This is a genomic window from Coleofasciculus sp. (assembly GCF_046539235.1).
Classification (GTDB): domain Bacteria; phylum Cyanobacteriota; class Cyanobacteriia; order Cyanobacteriales; family Coleofasciculaceae; genus Coleofasciculus.
In genome coordinates, this window is sequence record NZ_JBKHHI010000082.1 from 1 (window position 1) to 19,882 (window position 19,882).

16 protein-coding genes and 1 pseudogene are annotated in these 19,882 nt (G+C 45.6%); 8 read left to right on the forward strand and 9 right to left on the reverse strand.

Annotated features, from left to right (window positions below):
- Window positions 1-116 precede the first annotated feature (116 nt).
- Window positions 117-2,342, forward strand: a complete 2,226-nt coding sequence (locus ACLFWI_RS09925) for a GumC family protein (RefSeq protein ID WP_446412808.1) — start codon at window positions 117-119, stop codon at window positions 2,340-2,342.
- Between the two features lie 401 nt (window positions 2,343-2,743).
- Window positions 2,744-3,985, forward strand: a complete 1,242-nt coding sequence (locus ACLFWI_RS09930; RefSeq protein WP_446412809.1) for an AbrB family transcriptional regulator — start codon at window positions 2,744-2,746, stop codon at window positions 3,983-3,985.
- Here ACLFWI_RS09930 and lysS read toward each other — a convergent pair.
- From lysS to ACLFWI_RS09945, 3 genes are all read right to left on the reverse strand, one after another.
- Window positions 3,948-5,108: a homocitrate synthase gene (gene lysS / locus ACLFWI_RS09935; RefSeq protein WP_446412810.1), complete on the reverse strand. Its 1,161-nt coding sequence runs from the start codon at window positions 5,106-5,108 to the stop codon at window positions 3,948-3,950. The genes ACLFWI_RS09930 and lysS overlap by 38 nt on opposite strands.
- Before the next feature lie 458 nt (window positions 5,109-5,566).
- On the reverse strand, window positions 5,567-6,298 hold the full coding sequence (locus tag ACLFWI_RS09940) for a rhomboid family intramembrane serine protease (RefSeq protein WP_446412811.1): 732 nt from the start codon (window positions 6,296-6,298) through the stop codon (window positions 5,567-5,569).
- A 186-nt stretch (window positions 6,299-6,484) separates the two neighbouring features.
- Window positions 6,485-7,180 carry a rhomboid family intramembrane serine protease gene (locus ACLFWI_RS09945; protein WP_446412812.1) on the reverse strand — a complete coding sequence of 232 codons (696 nt, stop codon included), beginning with the start codon at window positions 7,178-7,180 and terminating at the stop codon, window positions 6,485-6,487.
- Between the two features lie 291 nt (window positions 7,181-7,471).
- On the opposite strand from ACLFWI_RS09945, the gene ACLFWI_RS09950 reads away from it, so the two are divergent.
- The 5 genes from ACLFWI_RS09950 (at window position 7,472) to ACLFWI_RS09970 (ending at window position 13,583) form a co-directional block, all read left to right on the forward strand.
- Entirely contained in the window at window positions 7,472-8,728 is a 1,257-nt protein-coding gene (locus tag ACLFWI_RS09950; RefSeq protein ID WP_446412813.1) for an ATP-grasp domain-containing protein, read from the forward strand.
- Window positions 8,729-8,959: 231 nt separating this feature from the next.
- The gene (locus ACLFWI_RS09955) at window positions 8,960-9,853 is read left to right on the forward strand and encodes a succinate--CoA ligase subunit alpha (RefSeq protein ID WP_446412814.1); all 894 of its coding nucleotides are present in this window, start codon (window positions 8,960-8,962) and stop codon (window positions 9,851-9,853) included.
- 649 nt (window positions 9,854-10,502) lie between these two features.
- A complete protein-coding gene (locus tag ACLFWI_RS09960; protein WP_446412821.1) occupies window positions 10,503-11,522 on the forward strand; it encodes an aldo/keto reductase in 1,020 nt (339 codons plus the stop codon).
- 80 nt (window positions 11,523-11,602) lie between these two features.
- The gene (gene ribD, locus ACLFWI_RS09965; protein WP_446409568.1) at window positions 11,603-12,745 is read left to right on the forward strand and encodes a bifunctional diaminohydroxyphosphoribosylaminopyrimidine deaminase/5-amino-6-(5-phosphoribosylamino)uracil reductase RibD; all 1,143 of its coding nucleotides are present in this window, start codon (window positions 11,603-11,605) and stop codon (window positions 12,743-12,745) included.
- Window positions 12,746-12,956: 211 nt separating this feature from the next.
- Entirely contained in the window at window positions 12,957-13,583 is a 627-nt protein-coding gene (locus ACLFWI_RS09970) for a hypothetical protein (RefSeq protein WP_446412815.1), read from the forward strand.
- Window positions 13,584-13,936: 353 nt separating this feature from the next.
- On the opposite strand, the gene ACLFWI_RS09975 is transcribed toward ACLFWI_RS09970, so the two are convergent.
- From ACLFWI_RS09975 to ACLFWI_RS10000, 6 genes are all read right to left on the reverse strand, one after another.
- Complete coding sequence (locus ACLFWI_RS09975) at window positions 13,937-14,182, reverse strand: UPF0175 family protein (RefSeq protein ID WP_446412816.1); 246 nt, start codon at window positions 14,180-14,182, stop codon at window positions 13,937-13,939.
- 597 nt (window positions 14,183-14,779) lie between these two features.
- Entirely contained in the window at window positions 14,780-15,832 is a 1,053-nt protein-coding gene (locus tag ACLFWI_RS09980) for a PDDEXK nuclease domain-containing protein (protein WP_446412817.1), read from the reverse strand.
- A gap of 399 nt (window positions 15,833-16,231) precedes the next feature.
- On the reverse strand, window positions 16,232-16,480 hold the full coding sequence (locus ACLFWI_RS09985; RefSeq protein ID WP_446412818.1) for a hypothetical protein: 249 nt from the start codon (window positions 16,478-16,480) through the stop codon (window positions 16,232-16,234).
- Window positions 16,481-16,537: 57 nt separating this feature from the next.
- Window positions 16,538-16,792: a DUF2442 domain-containing protein gene (locus ACLFWI_RS09990; protein ID WP_446412819.1), complete on the reverse strand. Its 255-nt coding sequence runs from the start codon at window positions 16,790-16,792 to the stop codon at window positions 16,538-16,540.
- Window positions 16,793-17,004: 212 nt separating this feature from the next.
- Window positions 17,005-17,340 carry an element excision factor XisI family protein gene (locus ACLFWI_RS09995; RefSeq protein ID WP_446412820.1) on the reverse strand — a complete coding sequence of 112 codons (336 nt, stop codon included), beginning with the start codon at window positions 17,338-17,340 and terminating at the stop codon, window positions 17,005-17,007.
- The gene (locus ACLFWI_RS10000; protein ID WP_006098946.1) at window positions 17,328-17,744 is read right to left on the reverse strand and encodes a XisH family protein; all 417 of its coding nucleotides are present in this window, start codon (window positions 17,742-17,744) and stop codon (window positions 17,328-17,330) included. Before ACLFWI_RS10000 ends, ACLFWI_RS09995 begins: the two co-directional genes overlap by 13 nt.
- A 237-nt stretch (window positions 17,745-17,981) precedes the next feature.
- Between ACLFWI_RS10000 and ACLFWI_RS10005 the strand changes: the two are divergent.
- Window positions 17,982-19,644: pseudogene (locus ACLFWI_RS10005) on the forward strand (ATP-binding cassette domain-containing protein); the annotation flags it as partial.
- Window positions 19,645-19,882 lie beyond the last annotated feature (238 nt).

The following is a 19,882-nucleotide window of genomic DNA, read 5'->3' on the forward strand; positions in this document are numbered from 1 at the left end:
AATTTCTGCAATGAGATGAAGTCTGTCTATATTTGACTATACTTTTACGAACTATACCTCCATTCATTCATCCTCTCCTAGACTCCCCCTGCACGACTCGTTAGTGTGAAATTGCTATGACTATCCCCTTAATTAAACGTTATTTAATCGCCCTTGATCGCTATAAATTCATTGGCATAGGTGTTTTCGCGCTAATTACTGGCGGTGCGGGCGTTGTGGCGATTATGCCATCTCCCCCCAGTGCAATTTCTTACGAAGCCGCTGGAGTTTTGTCAGTGACGCCTCCGGTGCAAACCTTTTCGGAAACCGGAACCCAAATTAAACAGCAGGGGTTGCAACTGGGAAAGGAGAATCTGTTAGAGGAAAACGTGATTAAAGCCACATCTATCGCTGTGGGCGCTAATCCAAAAGAGATCGTCGATAATGTAGATTTGAAATTCGACAAGTCTGGAGGAGACAAAGAAGCTGCGCCTCCATCAATAATCGGAGTGTTTTACAACGATGATGATCCGGAGCAAGCTGCCAAAACTGTAGAAGTGCTGATGCAGAAAATGATTGAGCAAAGTCGTTTAATTAATAGCAGGCGACTGCAAGCGATTATTGAGTCCATTGAAAAACGCTCAGCCGAGGCAGAAGAAGAACTAAAACAGGCACAAGAAGAACTGGAAACCTTTAACCGGATTGAGGGTGCTGCCTTAGCCTTAGCTGAAGATAACAGCTTGCTGGCACAAATTAATGCCAACAAACAACAACAACGCCAACTGCAACAGACTCTAGAAGGAATTGAGAGTCAGATGGCTAGCTTACAGAGGCGGTTGGGGTTGACGGCTGACCAAGCTTATACCAACTCAGCCTTGAGCGCTGATCCCACCATCGCTGGCTTGCGCCAACAACTGCAACAAATTGAAACCCAGAAAGAACTGCTCAAGAGTCAAGGGTATAAAGACCAACATCCCAATGTCCAAGAGTTACAGCGACAGCAACGGACTTATGAATTAATGCTGGGACAGCGAGCGGCTGAGATCGTTCAAGGGAACGGTTTGGGTCAAGCTTTAACCCCCCCGCAAATCCGAGCCGATAGCAGCCTTGACCCAGCCCGGAAACAATTAGCTGATACATTGGTATCATTATCGACTCAACGTGATACGCTGCAAGATCAACTAGAAACTACGAATAGAATTGGACAGGAACTGCTCCAAGAATACCAACAGATTCCCACCAAACAACTTGAGCAGGTGCGCTTGACGCAGCAGTTTCAGCTAAAACAAGACTTCTACCACAAATTACAAGCATCACTCATTGATGCCAAAGCCGCCGACGCAGAAACCGTGAGCTATCTCAGCGTTGGTCAGCCTCCTATTGTCCAGAAGAAAGGTGGGAAAGAATCAACCAATCCGATTGTTATCCTCGCTGGGGGAACTTTTGTCGGCTTAGTCGCGGCGGCTGGTGTGATTCTGATCCTAGCTATCTTGGATAGCAAACTCTATGCCGCCAAAGAAATCCAGCAACTGCTGGCACAACATGATGTCCCTGTCTTGGCAGAATTGCCCGTGGTGATGAGCATTGACCCAGATTTGGGACAAACGGGTATTTTACTCAAGTCAAGTTCACCTTATTTAGAGGTGTACGAACGGTTCCGCAGTAAGCTGTGTAGTGGGGAAAATAAATCCTTGAAAGTGGTATTAATCGCCAGCACGGTTAACGGAGAGGGCAAAACCACCACAGCTTATAATTTAGCGATCGCATCAGCTCATGCGGGTAAGCGTACTCTATTAATTGAAGCCGATTTGCGCTCATCCTCCCAAGCTCATTTCCACCAAGTCACCCCTGAACCGGAAGCGAAGACCCAACCCTTACCTTACTACGGCTCTAAGAGTGCTTGCATTCAGTTAGCCCCAAATATTGAGAATCTCTATATCGTACCCAGTCCCGGACCCCAAAAACAAGCCGCTGCAATCCTAGAATCGCGAGAATTCCAACAGCTTATCAGTGATGCTCGTAATCGCTTCGACTTTGTGGTCATTGATAGTCCGGCGCTCTCCCTGTCCAATGATACCCTGTTGCTCGAACCCCTAGCCGATGGGATGGTACTCGTCACCCGTCCCGGTTACAGCGAGAAATCAATCTTGAATCTGGCAGCTCAAGAATTAACTGAAGCCGAGCCATCACCGCTATTAGGGGCGATTATCAACGGTGCGGATATCTCGATTCCAGTCAGCGCTACCGAGGTTGAGGAGGATATTGAACTGGAGTATGAAGACGAAGACGAAGATGCCTTTGAAGATGAGGAATTAGAAGAAGAACAAGAGGAGCCAATTCCCACAGGGGCGACAAGGTATTAATTGTCCTTTGTCATTTGTCATTCGTCATTCATCATTCATCATTTGTTGATTGGGGAAGTCACCTTGGTAGGGGCGCTTTCGCTTTGCGCCCGATTTAATGGTAAAGTCGAGTCCACAATTTTAGCTGTGTCATATCGGCAGTAATCCAATTGCCAGGTTAACCTGTTGGGTTTCGCGATCGCAAGTGTTCAACCTACACCGCTCATTTATGTATGGACAAAACTACCCAAAAGCAGAAAACCTGTCCACATCGCATCCTAGCGACTAGATGCTTATGCCTACTCAAAGTGCCTTACGGTAGAAACTACCGAACAGTTCCTAACCCCCACATCCTGCGCCCTCATCAATACAGATGATAGAATAGGAATGTTAAGTTTTTTATACTCTATTTATTAATCTCTGTGGTTTGGCAACTCTCCTCATTACCGCAATCCCCCTCGATACCCAATCAAGACCGTCTTTCCCGTTGGAGAGAGAAACTCGTTGACAATTTGCCCCAAACCAAAAGAATTACACAGCAGATCATCACCGCAATTGGCGTCGGCTTACTCTTTAACTGGCTGCATGTCCCCGTCGGTTGGCTACTCGGTCCGATGCTGGTGGGAATTGGCTACGCAATCAGTTTAGGACGCCGCCAACCCTTACCTTCAAGTTTTAAACTCATCGGACAAATTATTGTCGGTTTGGTAACAGCCACTCGCTTTTCTCCAGAAACCATTAGTGTGGCAACAACCTACGCCGTACCTTTGTTACTCTGTGTTTTGCTCACCGGGAGTCTGAGTCTATTTAATGGGTATCTCTTAAGTCGTTGGGCTGGGATCGATCGCACTACCAGTTTACTCGGATTTATACCAGGTGCAGCATCCAGCATTGTGGTTATGAGTGAAGAAATGGGAGCAGACGCGATCGCAGTTGCTCTACTTCAATATATCCGAGTTTTGCTGGTTGTGTTAATCATGCCTAGCGCGGCTATCCTGCTGGTTCCCGCCAACCCCGATACACCAGTCACTACCACTGTCGCCACAACCAGTAACTTGACCACCCTACCTCTGACATTAAGCCTTTTAATTCTAGCCGGGTGCGGTATCCTGGGAATTTGGGCAGGAAAGCGATTCCGTCTACCTTCCCCTGGATTTTTCGGTCCCTTTCTGGTAGGATTAGCCGCATTTTGGGCATTGCCCAATCAAGTACAAATGCCTCAACCTTTATTCGCAGGTGGACTATTACTGATTGGATTATCGGTTGGCGTACAGTTTGACTGGCAAACCGCCCGTAAACTCGGCAAAGCTGTCTTAATTGAAATCGGATTAGTTATTGGGTTAATTATTATCTGTTTAGGGATTGGCTATGGTTTTCATTGCGTCACCGATGTGGATATGGCAACAGCTATTTTAGGATTCACACCAGGGGGAATTGAGGCAATGGTTGCCACTGTGATGCAGTTAGGAGGTGACACTGGATTGGTATTAGCCATGCAATTAACCCGGATGTTAGGTATCATTATGCTTGCCCCATGGTTGGTGGCATTTTTGGTCAAGCGTGCCAAAAATTCAAATGATCAATCCTATAGCATCGAACCTGTTATCAACCAGGAAAAATACACCCTTACGCCGGATTTTGACTCTGTTGCAGGGGGAAAGTAGAACGCAATATCTCATCGACATTCTCTAGGGTCAGTTGTTGTTGATCCGCCAAGGCTTTAATTGTCTGAGTTATTGCCTGAATTTGGAAGGGGTCGAAGTCTAATCCCAGTTGACTGGCGCGATTGGCAATGGCATGACGACCTGTGAGTTTATGATTAATTAAAAAGGAACGGGATAGTCCAAAATCACTGGGATCAATGGCTTCGTAAGTCTGGGGATTATTCAGCATGGCTTTAGCATGAACTCCCGCCTTATGGTTAAATGCGGCTGAACCGATAATATAGTGGTTTGCTGGAATTGCCATACCCACTTTATCGGCGACAAGTTGATGCAGTGCTGCAAGTTGAGGTAGGCGATATTTCCACTGCAATTGTTCCGGGTTAATAGTGTAGAGACGGGCGATGAGTCCAGCCAGAGGGGTGATCCCATTCCGTTCCCCAATGCCCAATACTGTAGTATCGATATGAGTCGCACCCGCTTCTAGGGCGGTATAGCTATTCGAGATCGCACAACCTGTGTCATTATGACCATGGAATTCAATATCGGTACTTGTATGTTGGCGCAGTGTCTGGACTAAATTAAATACTTGATTGGGAGTAGCGACACCAACGGTATCCGCTAAACCGAAACGATTCACCATGCCGAGTTTATCGATAGCACTATAAACTTGGAGTAAATCGCCAAGCAAACTGCGAAATGAATCTTCTGTAGAAAAGCGCAACTCTGTTTCAGGACTTTGATCATGAATAAAAGTAATAACCTCCGTTGCCAGATCAACAATTTGATTTATACTCTTTCCATGACCAAACTGGCGTAGCAAACTGGACGTACCAAAGAACAGATTAATTCCGTTAACGCCTGTATCAAGTGCTACTTTGGCATCCTCTAAATGACAGCGAATATGGGTCATCACTTTGGCGTGCAAACCCAATTGAGCCAGATGCTGACAATCTTGACGGGATTGAGGTGAAGCACAAGGAGAGGTAACTTCAATATATTCAACTCCGAACTGGTCAAGCGCCCTGGCAATTTCTACTCTATCCTGTGATGAAAAGTTAGCCCCACAAAATTGTTCTCCTTCCCGTAGTGTCGTTTCTATAATTGAAAATTGACTCAGTGACATTGATGGTGTCCTTTGCTTGCTGGCAACTAATCACATCCATACCTATAGTATCGGAGCGTTACCGGGTGGATTGCTTCTTAAACTACTGATTTTATAAATCTTTTCAACCTGTATTATCTGGCAAAAATTTATCTAGATTTAACAATTAATAGAGTATAAATCACTACAATATGCTTATTCTCAGATCTGGTACTCTGCTAAGTAGGTGGATACATTAAAGTTAACGGTTGGGAACGGCGAACAGAAATCAGTAAGAGTTTGAGGGGGATTTACAAAACTTAATGAGCTTGCCGTTTTATGCCAGTCCGACTACTTAATCAGGAAATAAATTTGTCTATCAAAGCTCAAGTAAGAATCAAGCTTACCGGGTAAGTCATTGAACCCGTTTAAACGGGTTTAAGCTTTTAGCCCCAACTTTAGTTGAGGGCTATAACTATTGTATTTAATTATCTCAGGGTTCAAGAAAGATTTTGGGAATCCCAAAACGATGGCTTGGTATCCTCAGAGAATAATCCTAACAAAGGACCCAGGATCGCACCAAAGATAAACCCGCCAGCGTGCGCCCAGTAAGCGATACCCCCATTTTCCATCCCCACATTGGCTGGGGCTTCTAACATGGCTAATCCATTAAACGCTTGCTGTAAGAACCAAAATCCCAGGAAAAAGACAGAGGGTAATCTTAGTGTGGTAAAAAAGAAGCCTAGGGGAATTAATGTGACTACTTTAGCATTGGGAAACTTAAGAATATAAGCCCCCATCACACCCGCGATCGCACCACTGGCACCCAGAGATGGAATCCCCGATTGAGCAGAGAAAAACCACTGGGCTAAACTGGCTAATACGCCACAGGTTAGATAAAATATCAGAAACTTGAACCGACCCAGTTCTTCTTCGATATTATTGCCAAAAATCCAGAGAAATAACATGTTGAATCCCACATGGGTGAACCCCGCATGGAGAAACTGTGCTGTGATTAACGTCAGCGGTTCTGGTATCGGCTGATGCACGGTAATCCCGTTAAAACTCGCTGTCAATTCCTTGGGAACAACAGCAAATAGATGGAAAAATACATCTAGTTGTTGAGGATTTAAGGTTAGCTCGAAAATAAAAACTAAGACATTAATTGCAATTAACGTATAAGTGATGTATGGTGTAATTTTGATTGGATTTTCATCCCGTAATGGAACCACAAGCCTCTTTCTCCCTGACAAATCAACAATTAATTATTTAAGAGTAGGTTGATGGATACAAACCTAATTATATCAACTTATGGAAATAGTCCTCACACCTTTAGGTAAGATTTAGCTTGCTTTTCGCGCAGCGAGTATGACGAATGACAAATGACCAATGACAAATGACCAATGACCAATGACCAATTAATCTTCAGACAATAATCCAAATAAAGGACCAAGGATGGCTCCAAACACAAAACCGCCAGCATGCGCCCAATAAGCGATTCCTCCAGTTTCCGTTCCCACATCCGTTTGCACGCTGACACTCGCCACGCCACTAAACGCTTGTTGGACAAACCATAAGCCCAAGTATAAAACAGCAGGTAATCGAATGGTGGTCACGAAATACCCTAAAAATACTAAGGTATTGATTTGAGCCGTAGGAAACTTGAGAATATAAGCGCCCATCACGCCCGCGATCGCACCACTCGCCCCTAGAGAGGGAATCCCGGATTCCATGGAGAAAAACCACTGGGACAAGGCTGCTAATATACCACAAGCAATGTAAAAGATGAAGTATTTAATATGACCCAGACGGTCTTCAATATTGTTGCCAAAAATCCATAAAAACAACATATTGCCGCCAATATGTAAGAAACCTCCATGGAGGAACTGGGAACTGATCAAGGTAAACCATTCTGGCACCGGTTGATCAACCGGAGTCCCTTGAAAGCTAGCGCTTAACTCTTTAGGAACAACCGCATACAGTTGGAAAAATTCATTAAGCTGGGGCGGTGTTAAGAGTAATTGATGGATAAAAACCGCAATATTAACACCAATGAGCGCGTAGGTTACATAAGGAGTAATGCGCGTCGGATTATCATCACTAATGGGGAACACAGTATGAATTATGAATTATCAAATCTAAAAGGCAGTATTTGAGTAAAATTATACCAATTACATTTTCAGGGGCGATGCCCGACTGCCCATTTTCACGATACCCTATAGGGGGATTCGCTGAGCAAAACTGATAGAAACACTTTATCATATTAATTGGCAATCTCAATCACTTCAGGCAGATTGAGCAACCATCAGGGTGAATGAGTGGCTGTTGGAGTCAGCTTTTTGTAACGTTAAAGGCTAAGAGTTCTTAACCTTGAAGAAGACCCCCTTAGCTGAGCATCTAAATTCATGGACTTACTAGAGTACCAAGCCAAAGCCTTATTCCGTCAGATCGGCATTCCCGTTTTGCCCTCTCAATGCATCGACCATCCCAGAGATCTCAAACAACTAGAAATTCCCTATCCCGTGGTTCTCAAATCCCAAGTCCCCAAAGGCGGGCGGGGTAGAGCGGGTGGTATCCGGACAGTGGAAAATACAATTGACGCGATCGCAACTGCACGAGCTATTTTTAATCTGTCCATTCTCGGTAAGTATCCCAACGTGCTGCTAGCGGAAGCCCACTATGATGCTGAAAAAGAATTTTATCTGGCGGTTATCCTGGACTACACCTTAAAACGTCCAGTTCTGTTGGGTTCATGCCAAGGTGGTATCCATGTCGAAGGGGTAATGGCACAGATGCAACGAGTGGTAGTAGAGGAAGACTTTTCTCCCTTTTACGCCCGACGTCTAGCCTTCAAAATGGGACTGCAAGGTCATCTGATTGAATCAGTCAGCGATATTGTCCAGAAAATGTATCAACTTCTGATCCAAAAAGACCTGGATTTAGTCGAAATTAATCCCCTCGGCGTCAGTGCTAACCACGAAGTCATGGCGCTAGATGGCAAAATTGCTGTCAATGATCATGCTTTGGGACGCCAATCAGAGTTGGCAAACCTCGCATCAAGCCTGACCCAAACTCTCCAACCCGCCGACCAGCCAACGGATCTACAATGGACGGATAGTCAAGGAAATATTGGTGTTCTGTCCAATAGTCCTTGTCTAGCCGCAGCTACATTGGATTTATTGTACAAAGCAAAAGGTAAGCCAGCTAGTTGTTTAATTGTAGACGGTTATGCCAGTTGGGATGTACCGTCCGCCGCCTCTCCCGTACAACAGTTACAAAATGCCTTGCAGCAGTTGACGGACACTCAAAACATCCAAGTTGTCTTAGTGAATATTTTGAGCAACGCCGCGGCTAGTGAAGCCGTGGCTGAGGTAATTGCCAGTTATCTACTATCGAAAGATGAAAATAACTCCGGAGTCAGTGGAGTAGATCCCGCCAAAACACCAACAACAGGAAAATTGCACTCCCATGACTCACGCAATCGTCGCCGCCGGAATCTCACTCCGAAATCTTTATCTAGGACAGAGTTACCTCACCTAGTCATTCGCTTAGCTAACGGCAAAATAGACAATATCCAAGACCGTTTAGCGGCACTCCCTGTACACTGGATGGATAACTTGGAGCAGGCAGTAGCACAAGCGATTTCTCTGGCAAGTTCATGAACCCCGCCTTACTTCGCGAAGGTGGATTGGCAGAGATAACTAGCCAGGAAGTTGAAAGAGTTGTGAGTTTGTAGGGGCGGGTTTCACTATTATCGTTTTTTTCCGCCCCGATGTGACTAAACCTACCCTGACGAATAACCAGTACTTATCGGTATCCTATAGTTAATCGCTTGCGCCAAACCTTTACTGATATTGTTAATCGCATCTACTACATTGCTGAATCCAGCGCCTATGAAATTCACACCAGACATGAACATCCTGGTTCAGGGCATCACCCAACCCATCGGTTCCTATTATGCCGCCCGCATGAAAGCTTATGGCACAAATCTAGTGGCTGGGGTTAGTGCAGGTCAGGGAGGAGAGACGTTGCATGGGATTCCCGTCTTTGACCTCGTAGAAGAGGCGTTATCCGAAGTTGGATCTTGCGACGCCACGGTTATTTTTGCCGAATCCTACAGCGCCTTGGATGCAGCGTTAGAAGCGATAGACGCTGGCTTGTCACCCATTATTCTAGTGACTGGTGGTATTCCGCCTCTAGATATGATTCACTTGCTAGCCAAAGCCCAAGCCAGTGAAACCCTGATTGTTGGACCGAGTAGTTCTGGGATTATTGTGCCAGGAAAACTGTTACTGGGGACTCAGGAGTGTGAATTTTATCAGCCCGGTACAATTGGTGTGATTAGCCGAGTTAGTACTCTCACCTATGAAGTGGCTTTGGCGTTAACCCAAGCTAAACTTGGACAATCCATCGCTGTGAATCTCGGTAGTGAAGCTATTATCGCCTCGTCATTTCGTCAGTGGCTGGAAATTTTAGCCCAGGATAAACGTACAGAAGCGATTGTCTTACTGGATCAGACGGGGGGCGATAGTGAAGATGAAACAGCAGCATTTATTGCCCAAGCCATAGAGAAACCCGTTATTGCTTATGTTGCTGGACAATATACCCCTGAAGACAAACAAGTTGGGGATACCAGCGCTATTATCGCCGCTCAGTTATCAGGACCGATCGCGAATACGACAACGGCTCAACATAAGGTGGCGGCGTTCAAACAGGCAAATATACCTGTTGCTGAGTATCCTTCCCAAATTCCCGACTTGGTGAAAAAGGCGCTCAAATACCATTAAAGGGAACAAGGAACGGGCAACAGGGAACAGAACTTCAGCGAAAAAAATCAAATAGGGGGTGACACCCCCCACCCCCACAGTGCTATACTGTGTTATGTAGATGCACCCTGATGATCGGGAGAGTCGCCTAATTTTAGGGCTCTCCTTTTTTATTTGTCTGGATGCTGCCCCAACTGAATTTAAATAGGGGGGTGACACCCCTCACCCCCAAAATGCTATACTGTGTTAAGTAGATGCACCCTGATAATCGAGAGAGCCAATCGTCGGCTCTTTTTTTTTCTCTTCTTCAAGATTAATTGGTCAACTCGGCAACGTAAATAGGGGTGAGACCCCTCAACTAAACGGTCATCCATCCAAGTCAAACTTGATCAGCGACCTCTGTTTTTGGGAAAATAAGCAACGGTGGCATCATAAAACAGTAGCCTGTACTATCATATTTTGCTGTATAGTGCGCCTATCTATCATAGCCATAGTTATTCGGAAGCAAGCATTACCCTGTTAAGTAGGCTGGTGGAAATAAACCCAACACGATTAATTTCTGCAAATAGACCTTAAACCCTGACGAATGACGTAGCTTGCTTCTCAAGGGTAGCGAGTATGACGAATGACGATCAGAGCCGTTAACTTTAATTGTCCCAACCTACTTACCATGACTTTACCTGAATCAAGCCGATTGCAATTAGCCCCAGATTTGAACATCTGTCGCCTCTTAAATGGCTTATGGCAAGTATCTGGTGCTCATGGACGCATTGATCCCCAAAAAGCCATCCCCAGTATGTTTGATTATCTAGATGCTGGCTTTACCACCTGGGATCTGGCAGATCATTATGGACCGGCGGAAGATTTTATTGGCGAATTTAGGCGTCAACTGGTGGCGACTCGTGGTGAGGAGGCGTTAGCGAACATCCAAGCCTTTACCAAATGGGTACCCCGCCCGGGTCGGATGACTCGACAATGGGTGGAGCAAAATATCGATCGCTCTCGCCAACGGATGGGAATGGATTGCCTGGACTTGCTGCAATTCCACTGGTGGGACTACCGCGATCGCAACTATCTAGACGCCCTCAAGCAGATGGCACAACTGCAAACGGAAGGGAAAATTAAGCACCTGGCGTTAACCAACTTTGATACCGAACACCTAAAAATTATCATCGACGCCGGGATCAACATCCTCTCCAATCAAGTCCAGTATTCCCTGATTGACCGCCGTCCTCAAGTCAACATGGCACCATTTTGTCAAGACCATGACATTAAACTTTTCACCTATGGCACAGTCTGCGGCGGCTTGTTATCAGAAAAGTATTTAGGACAACCTGAACCGGGTGGGACACAACTGTCTACGGCTAGCTTGAGAAAATACAAGAACATGATTGATGGGTGGGGCGGTTGGAGTTTATTTCAAGAGTTGCTCACCGTACTCCAGGACATAGCCACTCACCATAATGTCAGTATCCCCAACGTAGCGGTGCGGTATATCCTCGATCAGCCAGCCGTAGCCGGTGTGATTGTTGGGGCGAGGTTAGGCATATCGGAACATATAGACGATAATGCCAGAGTATTTACTATGACCCTTGATGCCCAGGATAAGGAGAAGATTGAAGCCATATTGGTCAAGTCACAAGATTTATATCAAATCATCGGCGATTGTGGCGACGAATATCGGCGATAAGCCAGAAAAGACATTCCTGAATCCGTGATCCGGGAGGAGTATATTCTACACTCAAGAATAACCAGAAAGATAGCAGACCAATGGAACACTCTCCCGTTGACGCCCAACCTGATGCTAAATCGGTGTCATCGGCGTCTCCTCATTGGACGCCATTTGATCGCACGATGATGCAACGGTGCATCGAACTTGCCCGCCGTGCTCTCGGACGAACTAGCCCTAATCCTTTAGTGGGTGCCGTTATTGTCCGGGATGGAGTGATCGTGGGAGAGGGATTTCATCCCGGCGCAGGTCAACCCCATGCAGAAATCTTTGCTCTCCGTCAAGCGGGTGACAAGTCTCAGGGAGCGACTATTTATGTCAACCTAGAGCCTTGTAATCACTATGGACGAACGCCCCCCTGCACAGAAGCCTTAATTGCCGCAGGAGTTGCCAAGGTTGTCGTCGGTATGGTTGATCCCAATCCTCTGGTGGCAGGGGGTGGAATTGAGCGGCTGAGAAAGGCTGGGATTGAGGTTGTCGTGGGTGTGGAAACGGAAGCTTGTCGCCAGCTTAATGAAGCCTTTATTCATCGCATCCTTCACCAGCGTCCCTGGGGAATGTTGAAATATGCTATGACACTAGACGGCAAAATTGCCACCGCCAGTGGTCACAGTGCTTGGGTGACGGGTCAAGAGGCGCGGCGGTATGTGCATCAACTGCGGACGGCTTGTGATGCCGTTATTGTGGGGGGTAATACTGTGCGTCTGGATAACCCTCATCTCACCAGTCACGATACCGATACCCACAATCCGTTGCGAGTGGTGATGAGTCGCACCCTAGACTTGCCCATCGATGCCCGTTTATGGGAAACCGCTGATGCTCCCACGTTAGTTTTGACCGAGATCGGAGCCAATCCGGATTTACAGCACCAGCTAGTGAACAAGGGAGTAGAAGTGATTGAAATGACGCCTCTGACACCCGCTAAGGCAATGGCGTATCTGTACGACCGACAGCTTTCAACGGTGTTATGGGAATGTGGTGGCACCTTGGCAGCCAGAGCGATCGCGGATGGCACCGTCCAAAAAGTACTGGCATTTATTGCTCCGAAAATTGTCGGCGGTATAACAGCGCCCTCACCTGTTGGGGATTTAGGACTAGCAAGGATGACAGACGCCCTGACGCTTGAACAAGTTAGTTGGCGTCAGCTTGGATCAGATTATGTTGTGGAAGGCTATGTGTCATGAATTTATAAATTATGAATTATGAATTATGAATAACCGAAAAAGAGGTTTAAGTTTTACAGGTTGTAAGAACGGGTTTCACGATTATCGTTTCTTGCTACCCGAATGCCGCTAAACCTGCCCTGACTCAGTGCTGGCTTGGAGAGAAGCGAGTATAACAAATGACAAATGACAAATGACGAATGACGAATGACGAATGACGAATGACTAAAAAATGCTTGAAGTGACCATTTTCAGCGTGTTAGTCGGCAATCTGGGTTGGCAGTCAGTGGTTGTCAGTACATGGCTGCGCTGGCGACAGATGATCGGGAGTCATGATTATCAGGAGGAGGAAGAGGATATTGTGATGGGTTTTGATGCAAAAGAAGACTCAGCGTTATTACAACAGCGACAAGCCAACGGCACGATTGACCGTATGAGTCATCCGGAACAACCTTCAGTAGACCCGCAACTGGTTGGCTGGGAATTCAAAATTGTGCGATCGCACCGCGACTTATTTCATAAACCGGCTGTGTTTCAACAATTGTGTGAAGAAGAAGCCTTGGCGGGTTGGATTCTACTGGAAAAACTTGATGATCGACGAGTCCGATTTAAGCGACTGATTGCGTTACGGAATATCATTGATCCCCAACAGCTACCGTTTGATCCCTACCGTTGTTATTATGGGTCGTCATGGACTGCCCGAAGCGGGTTGGGTCTAGTCGCCGTGCTGATCGCGATCGCAGTTCCTGCCTATCTGAGTTATAGCCTCGTTTCCAACCTGCTACACGACTCTCCAGAGTCTTCACCTCCGTCTCCTTATCAGGATATACCTGCCCAAGACTTCCCCCCTGAGCCGTGACGTGATTATTGTTAATCCTACTCTAACCTGGCTCCAGATGTGGCTAAGGTTTTTAAGACCTCGGAAGCTGTTAATCATGCCCTGAGAGCCTTACTTTCTGCAATGTCTGAGGTGACAAAATAATTGTTTTCAGATATTCTCCGAAATCCGTAACATCGTAAGGAACAAAGATATCTCGTAATCTGAGAAATACATTTGAACAGAGGGCGACCCGATCCGATTGAGTGGACTAGAGTTGTTCATTTATGGAAGCGGGTCGCCCCTACAAGGAAGGCTCCCCTCTACGCCGCTTTTATGAGTGAGATTACCCAGAACGGCTAAGTTACTGATGGGTGAAGTGTTGCTAACGACAATCATTGTGGATACAAAGTATTAATTGTTTTAAGATCTTCTTTGAAATCCGCAACATCGTAATGAACACAGATATCCCGACTGGCAATCAAATTCTGGAACTGGATTAGATTCATCCCCAGTAACCGACTGGCTTTGCCGATGCTGATTTTTTTCTGCTGGAAAAGCATCAGCACAATTTCTTGAATCAACTCGGCTTCTGAGAGTCGTGAGGCTTTAACGATTTCATCAGGAATGGTAACGCTCACGCTTATACCTCGCATCCATATCATCAACACCTATAATTCCCCTGTAGGGGCGACCCGCTTGTACAAATGAACATCACCAATCCACTCAATTGACTCGGGTCGCCCTTTGCTTAATGGAGAATGAGACGTTCCGGCTTCACGTTTCTACCCAATTGTGCGAATTGCCCAAACCAGGGAAGCCTTATAATACAGGATAAAACACTGATGTGAACTACCTACACTAACCCTCTTGGTATAGTGTAGGCTTCGCGTCTCATTCACCGATGCCAAGAGCAAAGAGTTACCTTTGGTCTTACTCAGCGTCTCTAGTTGGTTGCCCAACCTTTATCCCCACATCCGGTGGAGAACCCGCGCAGCCGCCCTGGTTCCCAAGGCAGAAACTAGTATACCGTAAAATTAAAGGCTTTTACTTTTTCGTATAAACTAGCAACATTCTCTTGTGTAAACAGCTTGTATTTACGCTTAATATAATCTCTTTCTCCCAACTTACAATCAGCGACAAAACGCGATCGCGAATGTGTTCTTTCAAGATATCCACTCTAGCGATATCAACCTGGCAATTGAGTAGCCTTTCCCAATTATTGGTGTCATAATTTATCAATTATCATCCTCCTCAGGCAACGCTGAATCTAACAATCGCTGCCAATCCTCATCGGTTGGCAATAAGCCTTGATATTCCTCTGGCACCTGCGGGTAAAGCTGATACGTCGCCACCCCAATCGGGTTCGTCTTTGACTTCAGACTAAACTCTACCTCTAGCCTATCCTGCTGTGCACAGAGAATAATTCCAATCGAAGGATTGTCATCTGGGGCACGTTCTTGCTCATTCAACACCTCCAGATAAAAATCCATCTTGCCTGCATATTCGGGGCGAAACCGTCCGGTTTTGAGATCAATCGCCACCAAACACTTCAAAAAGCGGTGGTAAAATAACAGATCGAGAAAATACTCATTCTCTCCCAAGGTCAACCGATACTGACTACCAATAAAACAAAACCCATAACCTAACTCAATCAAAAAATCCTTAAGTCGAGCAATCAAATTTCGCTCCAACTCTTGCTCGTGAACCGCCTGTGTCAATCCCAAAAACTCTAAACTATACTGGCTTTTAAGCGTTTCTTCGGCTTGCTCTGCCAAATATTCTGGTAAGGTTGTCGAAAAGTTATGACTTTTGTCTTGTCGGCTCACCTCATAGGCACCTGCTTTAATTTGGTTGAGTAGCACATTGCGCGTCCAACCTAAGCGAGCCGTTGCTTCCAAATAATAGTGGCGAGCCGCCTCATCTTTAATGCGCTGCATAATCAAAATATTATGACCCCAAGGAATTTCTGCAACAAGCTGTTTCAGAAATTCAGGTGCTTCAGCATAGGCTTCATAAAACTGCTTGATTAACCACAAATTGCGCGGTGAGAATCCAGTTATTTGAGGAAATTCAGCCTTGAGGTCAGCCGATAGCCGTTCTACGACTGCCTTGCCCCATCCTAACGCCTCCTGCCGCTCTATAATCAACTGCCCCAAAGACCAATACAAGCGAATCAGCGATCGATTAACTGCCCGCGCTGCCTCAATCCGACTTTGAACAACCTGAATTTTAATGTCCCGGAGGAAATCCTGATAGGCGCGATCAAAAGAAGGTTTAATGGTACTCATGTTCAAAACCCTGGATTACTGCGATGACTCGCTAATCTTACAGCCTATCACTAGGGTAGCCGCGATGTCCCTACGGAATTCATGGAAGTGTTGAAAGCGCGATCGCACGTTTTTGACATCGAAATTGCCATTGGTAGGGACACAATACCGGCTAAAGTCGGGGCGGGTTTAGTCGCATCTAGGCGCAACCGAAAAGATAATAGTGAAACCCGCCCCTACACAATTACGTTTTCTACCTCTGCCCCATTATTCACCATATATCTTGTATCCATATATTCATGATAAAAATACAACATGAAAGGGTTAACCTTTCCAAATTCATGGAAGTATTGAAAGCGTGATCGCACGTTTTTGACATCTAAATTGCCATTGGTAGGGACACGCTCCCCTGATACCCTGCTATTTGCTTGAGTTTTGCCATATTGCATCTAGGGTAAAGTTACAAGAATCTTGGAGAATAAAAACATCATTTACTTTTATTAAATTACCTGTACAGAATATAGGAATGCGTTCTTGATAAGCTTTGATCGCCAAAATATAATCACGTCCGATTAATTCGGTCTGAATTTTACAGACTTGATTTTTGACGGTTCCAAAAAGTGTAATTTTTCCTCTTACTTCGGTCGTTGTTGGAGGTTGAATTTGCATCACTACTCCCTGAACCTTGACAGCATTGACTGTTGCATTTAAGAAATGGCTGGGTTCTTAACCTGTAATCCTTGCGTACAGGACAACGGGATCGAGATCGGCTTCATTCTCCCATTGGATCGTGCCTAAATCATGATTGACTCGGACTTTAGCAAAATAGTCTGAATTTTCTAATGGAGTAAATATACCTGTAAATTCTATTATTTGACTAATATCAACTATGCCCTCAACGCCATCATCGAATCGTAGATGGAGTTGATATCCTGCTAAAGGTTGAACATCGACAATATCTTTTAGCATGATTTCTGGCATTAAATCACCTCTTGACTGCAAACGCCTGTCTGCCATGACTAGCCTATCACTAGGGTAGCTGCGATGTCCCTAGGGAATTAATGGAGGTGTTGAAAGCGCGATCGCATATTGATGTGACCAGTTAAAAGCCTGAAACCCACGTATAGTAAGGATTTCATTTTTGAAAATTGCCACAATATACTTAAACAGATATAACTTAAAAGCTGAACATTTCAACTCACAGCAAATTCCGTAAACTGACGCATATAAGGAGGATGAAACCCAACGACAATATCCTCTTTCAATACACCTAAATCAACTAATTCTTGTCCGATATCAATTTCTGTTACATTTTGCTGAATCCAAATCTTGTTATCCTTAATATCGAGATGTATAAAACAACCATACACGCGCTGTTTGTTATCCCATCCGACCCGAACCAGTTGATAATGATTGTTTTCTGTATCACAGACAAATTGCACCTCTATCTCTCCGTATGAAGGCTTGTATGCAGCATAATCTGTCAGTATCTTTTTGATGCAATTTCGATACATTTCTACTTTTTCCATAAAGCAATTACCTCGTCTTCAATGTCATACACCAACAATGCCAACTGATAATCTTCTATAATAATAGTTGCAAACTCACGCTGAAAGAAATCATTATAGGTTGTTAAAGGAATTGCCATGAATAGCTGGCGCTGGGGATCTTTTATTTTCAGGGCTGTACGGTAGTTGATAAATTGTCCAACGGCTAAATGAAAATCTGTTATGGCTGAAGTATTCAAAAAACTCTTAATCTCAACGGCAATTTTCTCGCCCTGCTTTTCTGCAGCAAGCAGGCGTTCTGCCCCCAGATCGATTAACATATCGACTCCACCCACAGTGATGAAAAGTGGGTCATCTGTAATCTCCCAACCATCCTTTCGCAAGGCAATTTCCACAACCTGATGAAATTTATCCTTTTTTGGTATAAAGTCCAGATGACAAATCACTCTAATTATGGTAATACGGCTTTTCCGGATGTACGTCGGTGCGATTTTACAGGGATAATCTTTGACCTTGGGTGTGCTACGCCAGTGGTGAACGAATCGATAGTAATGATTCCAGGATGGATCACCCCTTAAATCGCGAGTATTTTTAACACAAAACAATTCTTCCCCATTCTGTTACATTTAGCTTACAGTATTAGAGTGTTTCAGGCTATCAACATGACCAAAACATCTGGTCACACCACTGTTGTCGGGACTCACCCCTACCTTGAACTCAACAATCAAGGTCAAATCCAGCGCTTTTACCTGAACCAAAACACCCATACACTGGGACGCGATCGCACTTTCTCTAACCTCCCCATCCCTCCCAGTTGGGGTGTTATCTCTAACCGCCACGCCATCTTACGCAAAGAGGGTGAAGACTATCGTATTTTCGATGGCGATGGTCAACGTCCCAGTACCAATGGTATTTTTATCAACAAAACCCGAATCAACACCAGCAAAGGCTATCTCCTCCAAAGCGGTGTACAACTGGAAATTGGTCAAGATCCCCGCAACTATATCCTCCTCACCTATACCAATCCCAATCGCAGCCAACTCACCGTCCAACCCAGTAAACAGCGCCTATCTCTTCAAGGATTACGGGAGTGGCCCGTGGAATTGGGACGCGAACCCACTCCTGGACGCTACGCCGCCATCCAACTCGACGCCCCCACGGTTTCTCGTCTACACGCCGTTATCACTCCATCCCCCCAAGGTGGCTATGTCTTAGAAGACCGTAGCACCAATGGTACTTTCCTGAACGAAAAACCGATTAACACTAGCGTTCCCCTCCAGGATGGCGATACTATCCGCATCGGTCCCTTTAGCCTACTACTACGCCAAGACACCTTGGAATTAGTGGATCGAGGCAATTATATCCGCCTCGACGCCCATCGCTTAGTCCGTCAAGTGAAGGATAAACAGGGGCAAACCAAAACCATCCTCAGTCATGTCTCTCTCCCGATTGAACCTGGACAATTTGTCGCCTTGGTGGGCGGAAGTGGTACGGGGAAATCCACCCTATTAAAAACCCTCTTAGGCATTGAACCCACCCAGGAAGGTGGCGTCTTTCTCAATGGCGATAACCTGCGACAGAATTTTAACCTCTATCGGTCTCAAATTGGCTATGTCCCCCAAGATGATATCGTTCATCCGGATTTAACTGTTGCTGAAGTCCTCACCTACTCCTGTCAACTACGATTACCCCCGGATACCAATGTCAAGGCGATCGTCGATCGCACTCTTGACCAAGTTAAGCTAGAGTTTGTCCGCAACAGCTTTGTCCGGGATTTGAGTGGGGGACAACGCAAACGGGTGAGTATCGCCGTGGAACTCCTAGCTGATCCGAAACTCTTTTTCCTAGATGAACCCACATCCGGACTTGACCCCGGATTGGACAAAGAGATGATGCAACTCTTACGGGAACTCGCCCATCAGGGGCGCACCATCGTCCTCGTCACCCATGCAACCGCCAATATTGAAGTCTGCGATCGCATCGCGTTTCTGGGTCGCGGTGGACATCTGTGCTACTTTGGTCCCCCGCAAGAGGCGATGGACTTCTTTGAAATGCCCTCTGGTGACTTAAAATACTTTGCCGATATTTACATCAAACTCGACCAAGGCAAAACTAAATCAGAAAATGAGCAAACTGTCAAGCATTGGACAGAGAAATTTTTGCATCATTCCGCCGCCTATCAAACCTAAAGAATCTAGTATTTATGCTAGAGAACGATTAGTTAATTTAGGCATTTTTCCCTATCTGGGGTCAAAATTCCTGATCCGTTCAGGTTTAGCGATTCTGCAAACTATTTTGATGGTTCTGGTTATTGTATTGGGGTATCCTTTGTGTACATACCGTTGTTTATCTCGCGATCGCGCTTTGGTTACAGAAGCGTAAGGATATTCTTTGATACTCTCCCTGAGAGGGGTTTGGAGACCAAGGGTTTGGAGAGGGGTTTGGAGACCAATGGTTTGGAGAGGGGTTTGGAGACCAATGGTTTGGAGAGGGGTTTGGAGACCAATGGTTTGGAGAGGGGTTTGGAGACCAAACCCCTACGTTGATCATTAATGTGATGCAC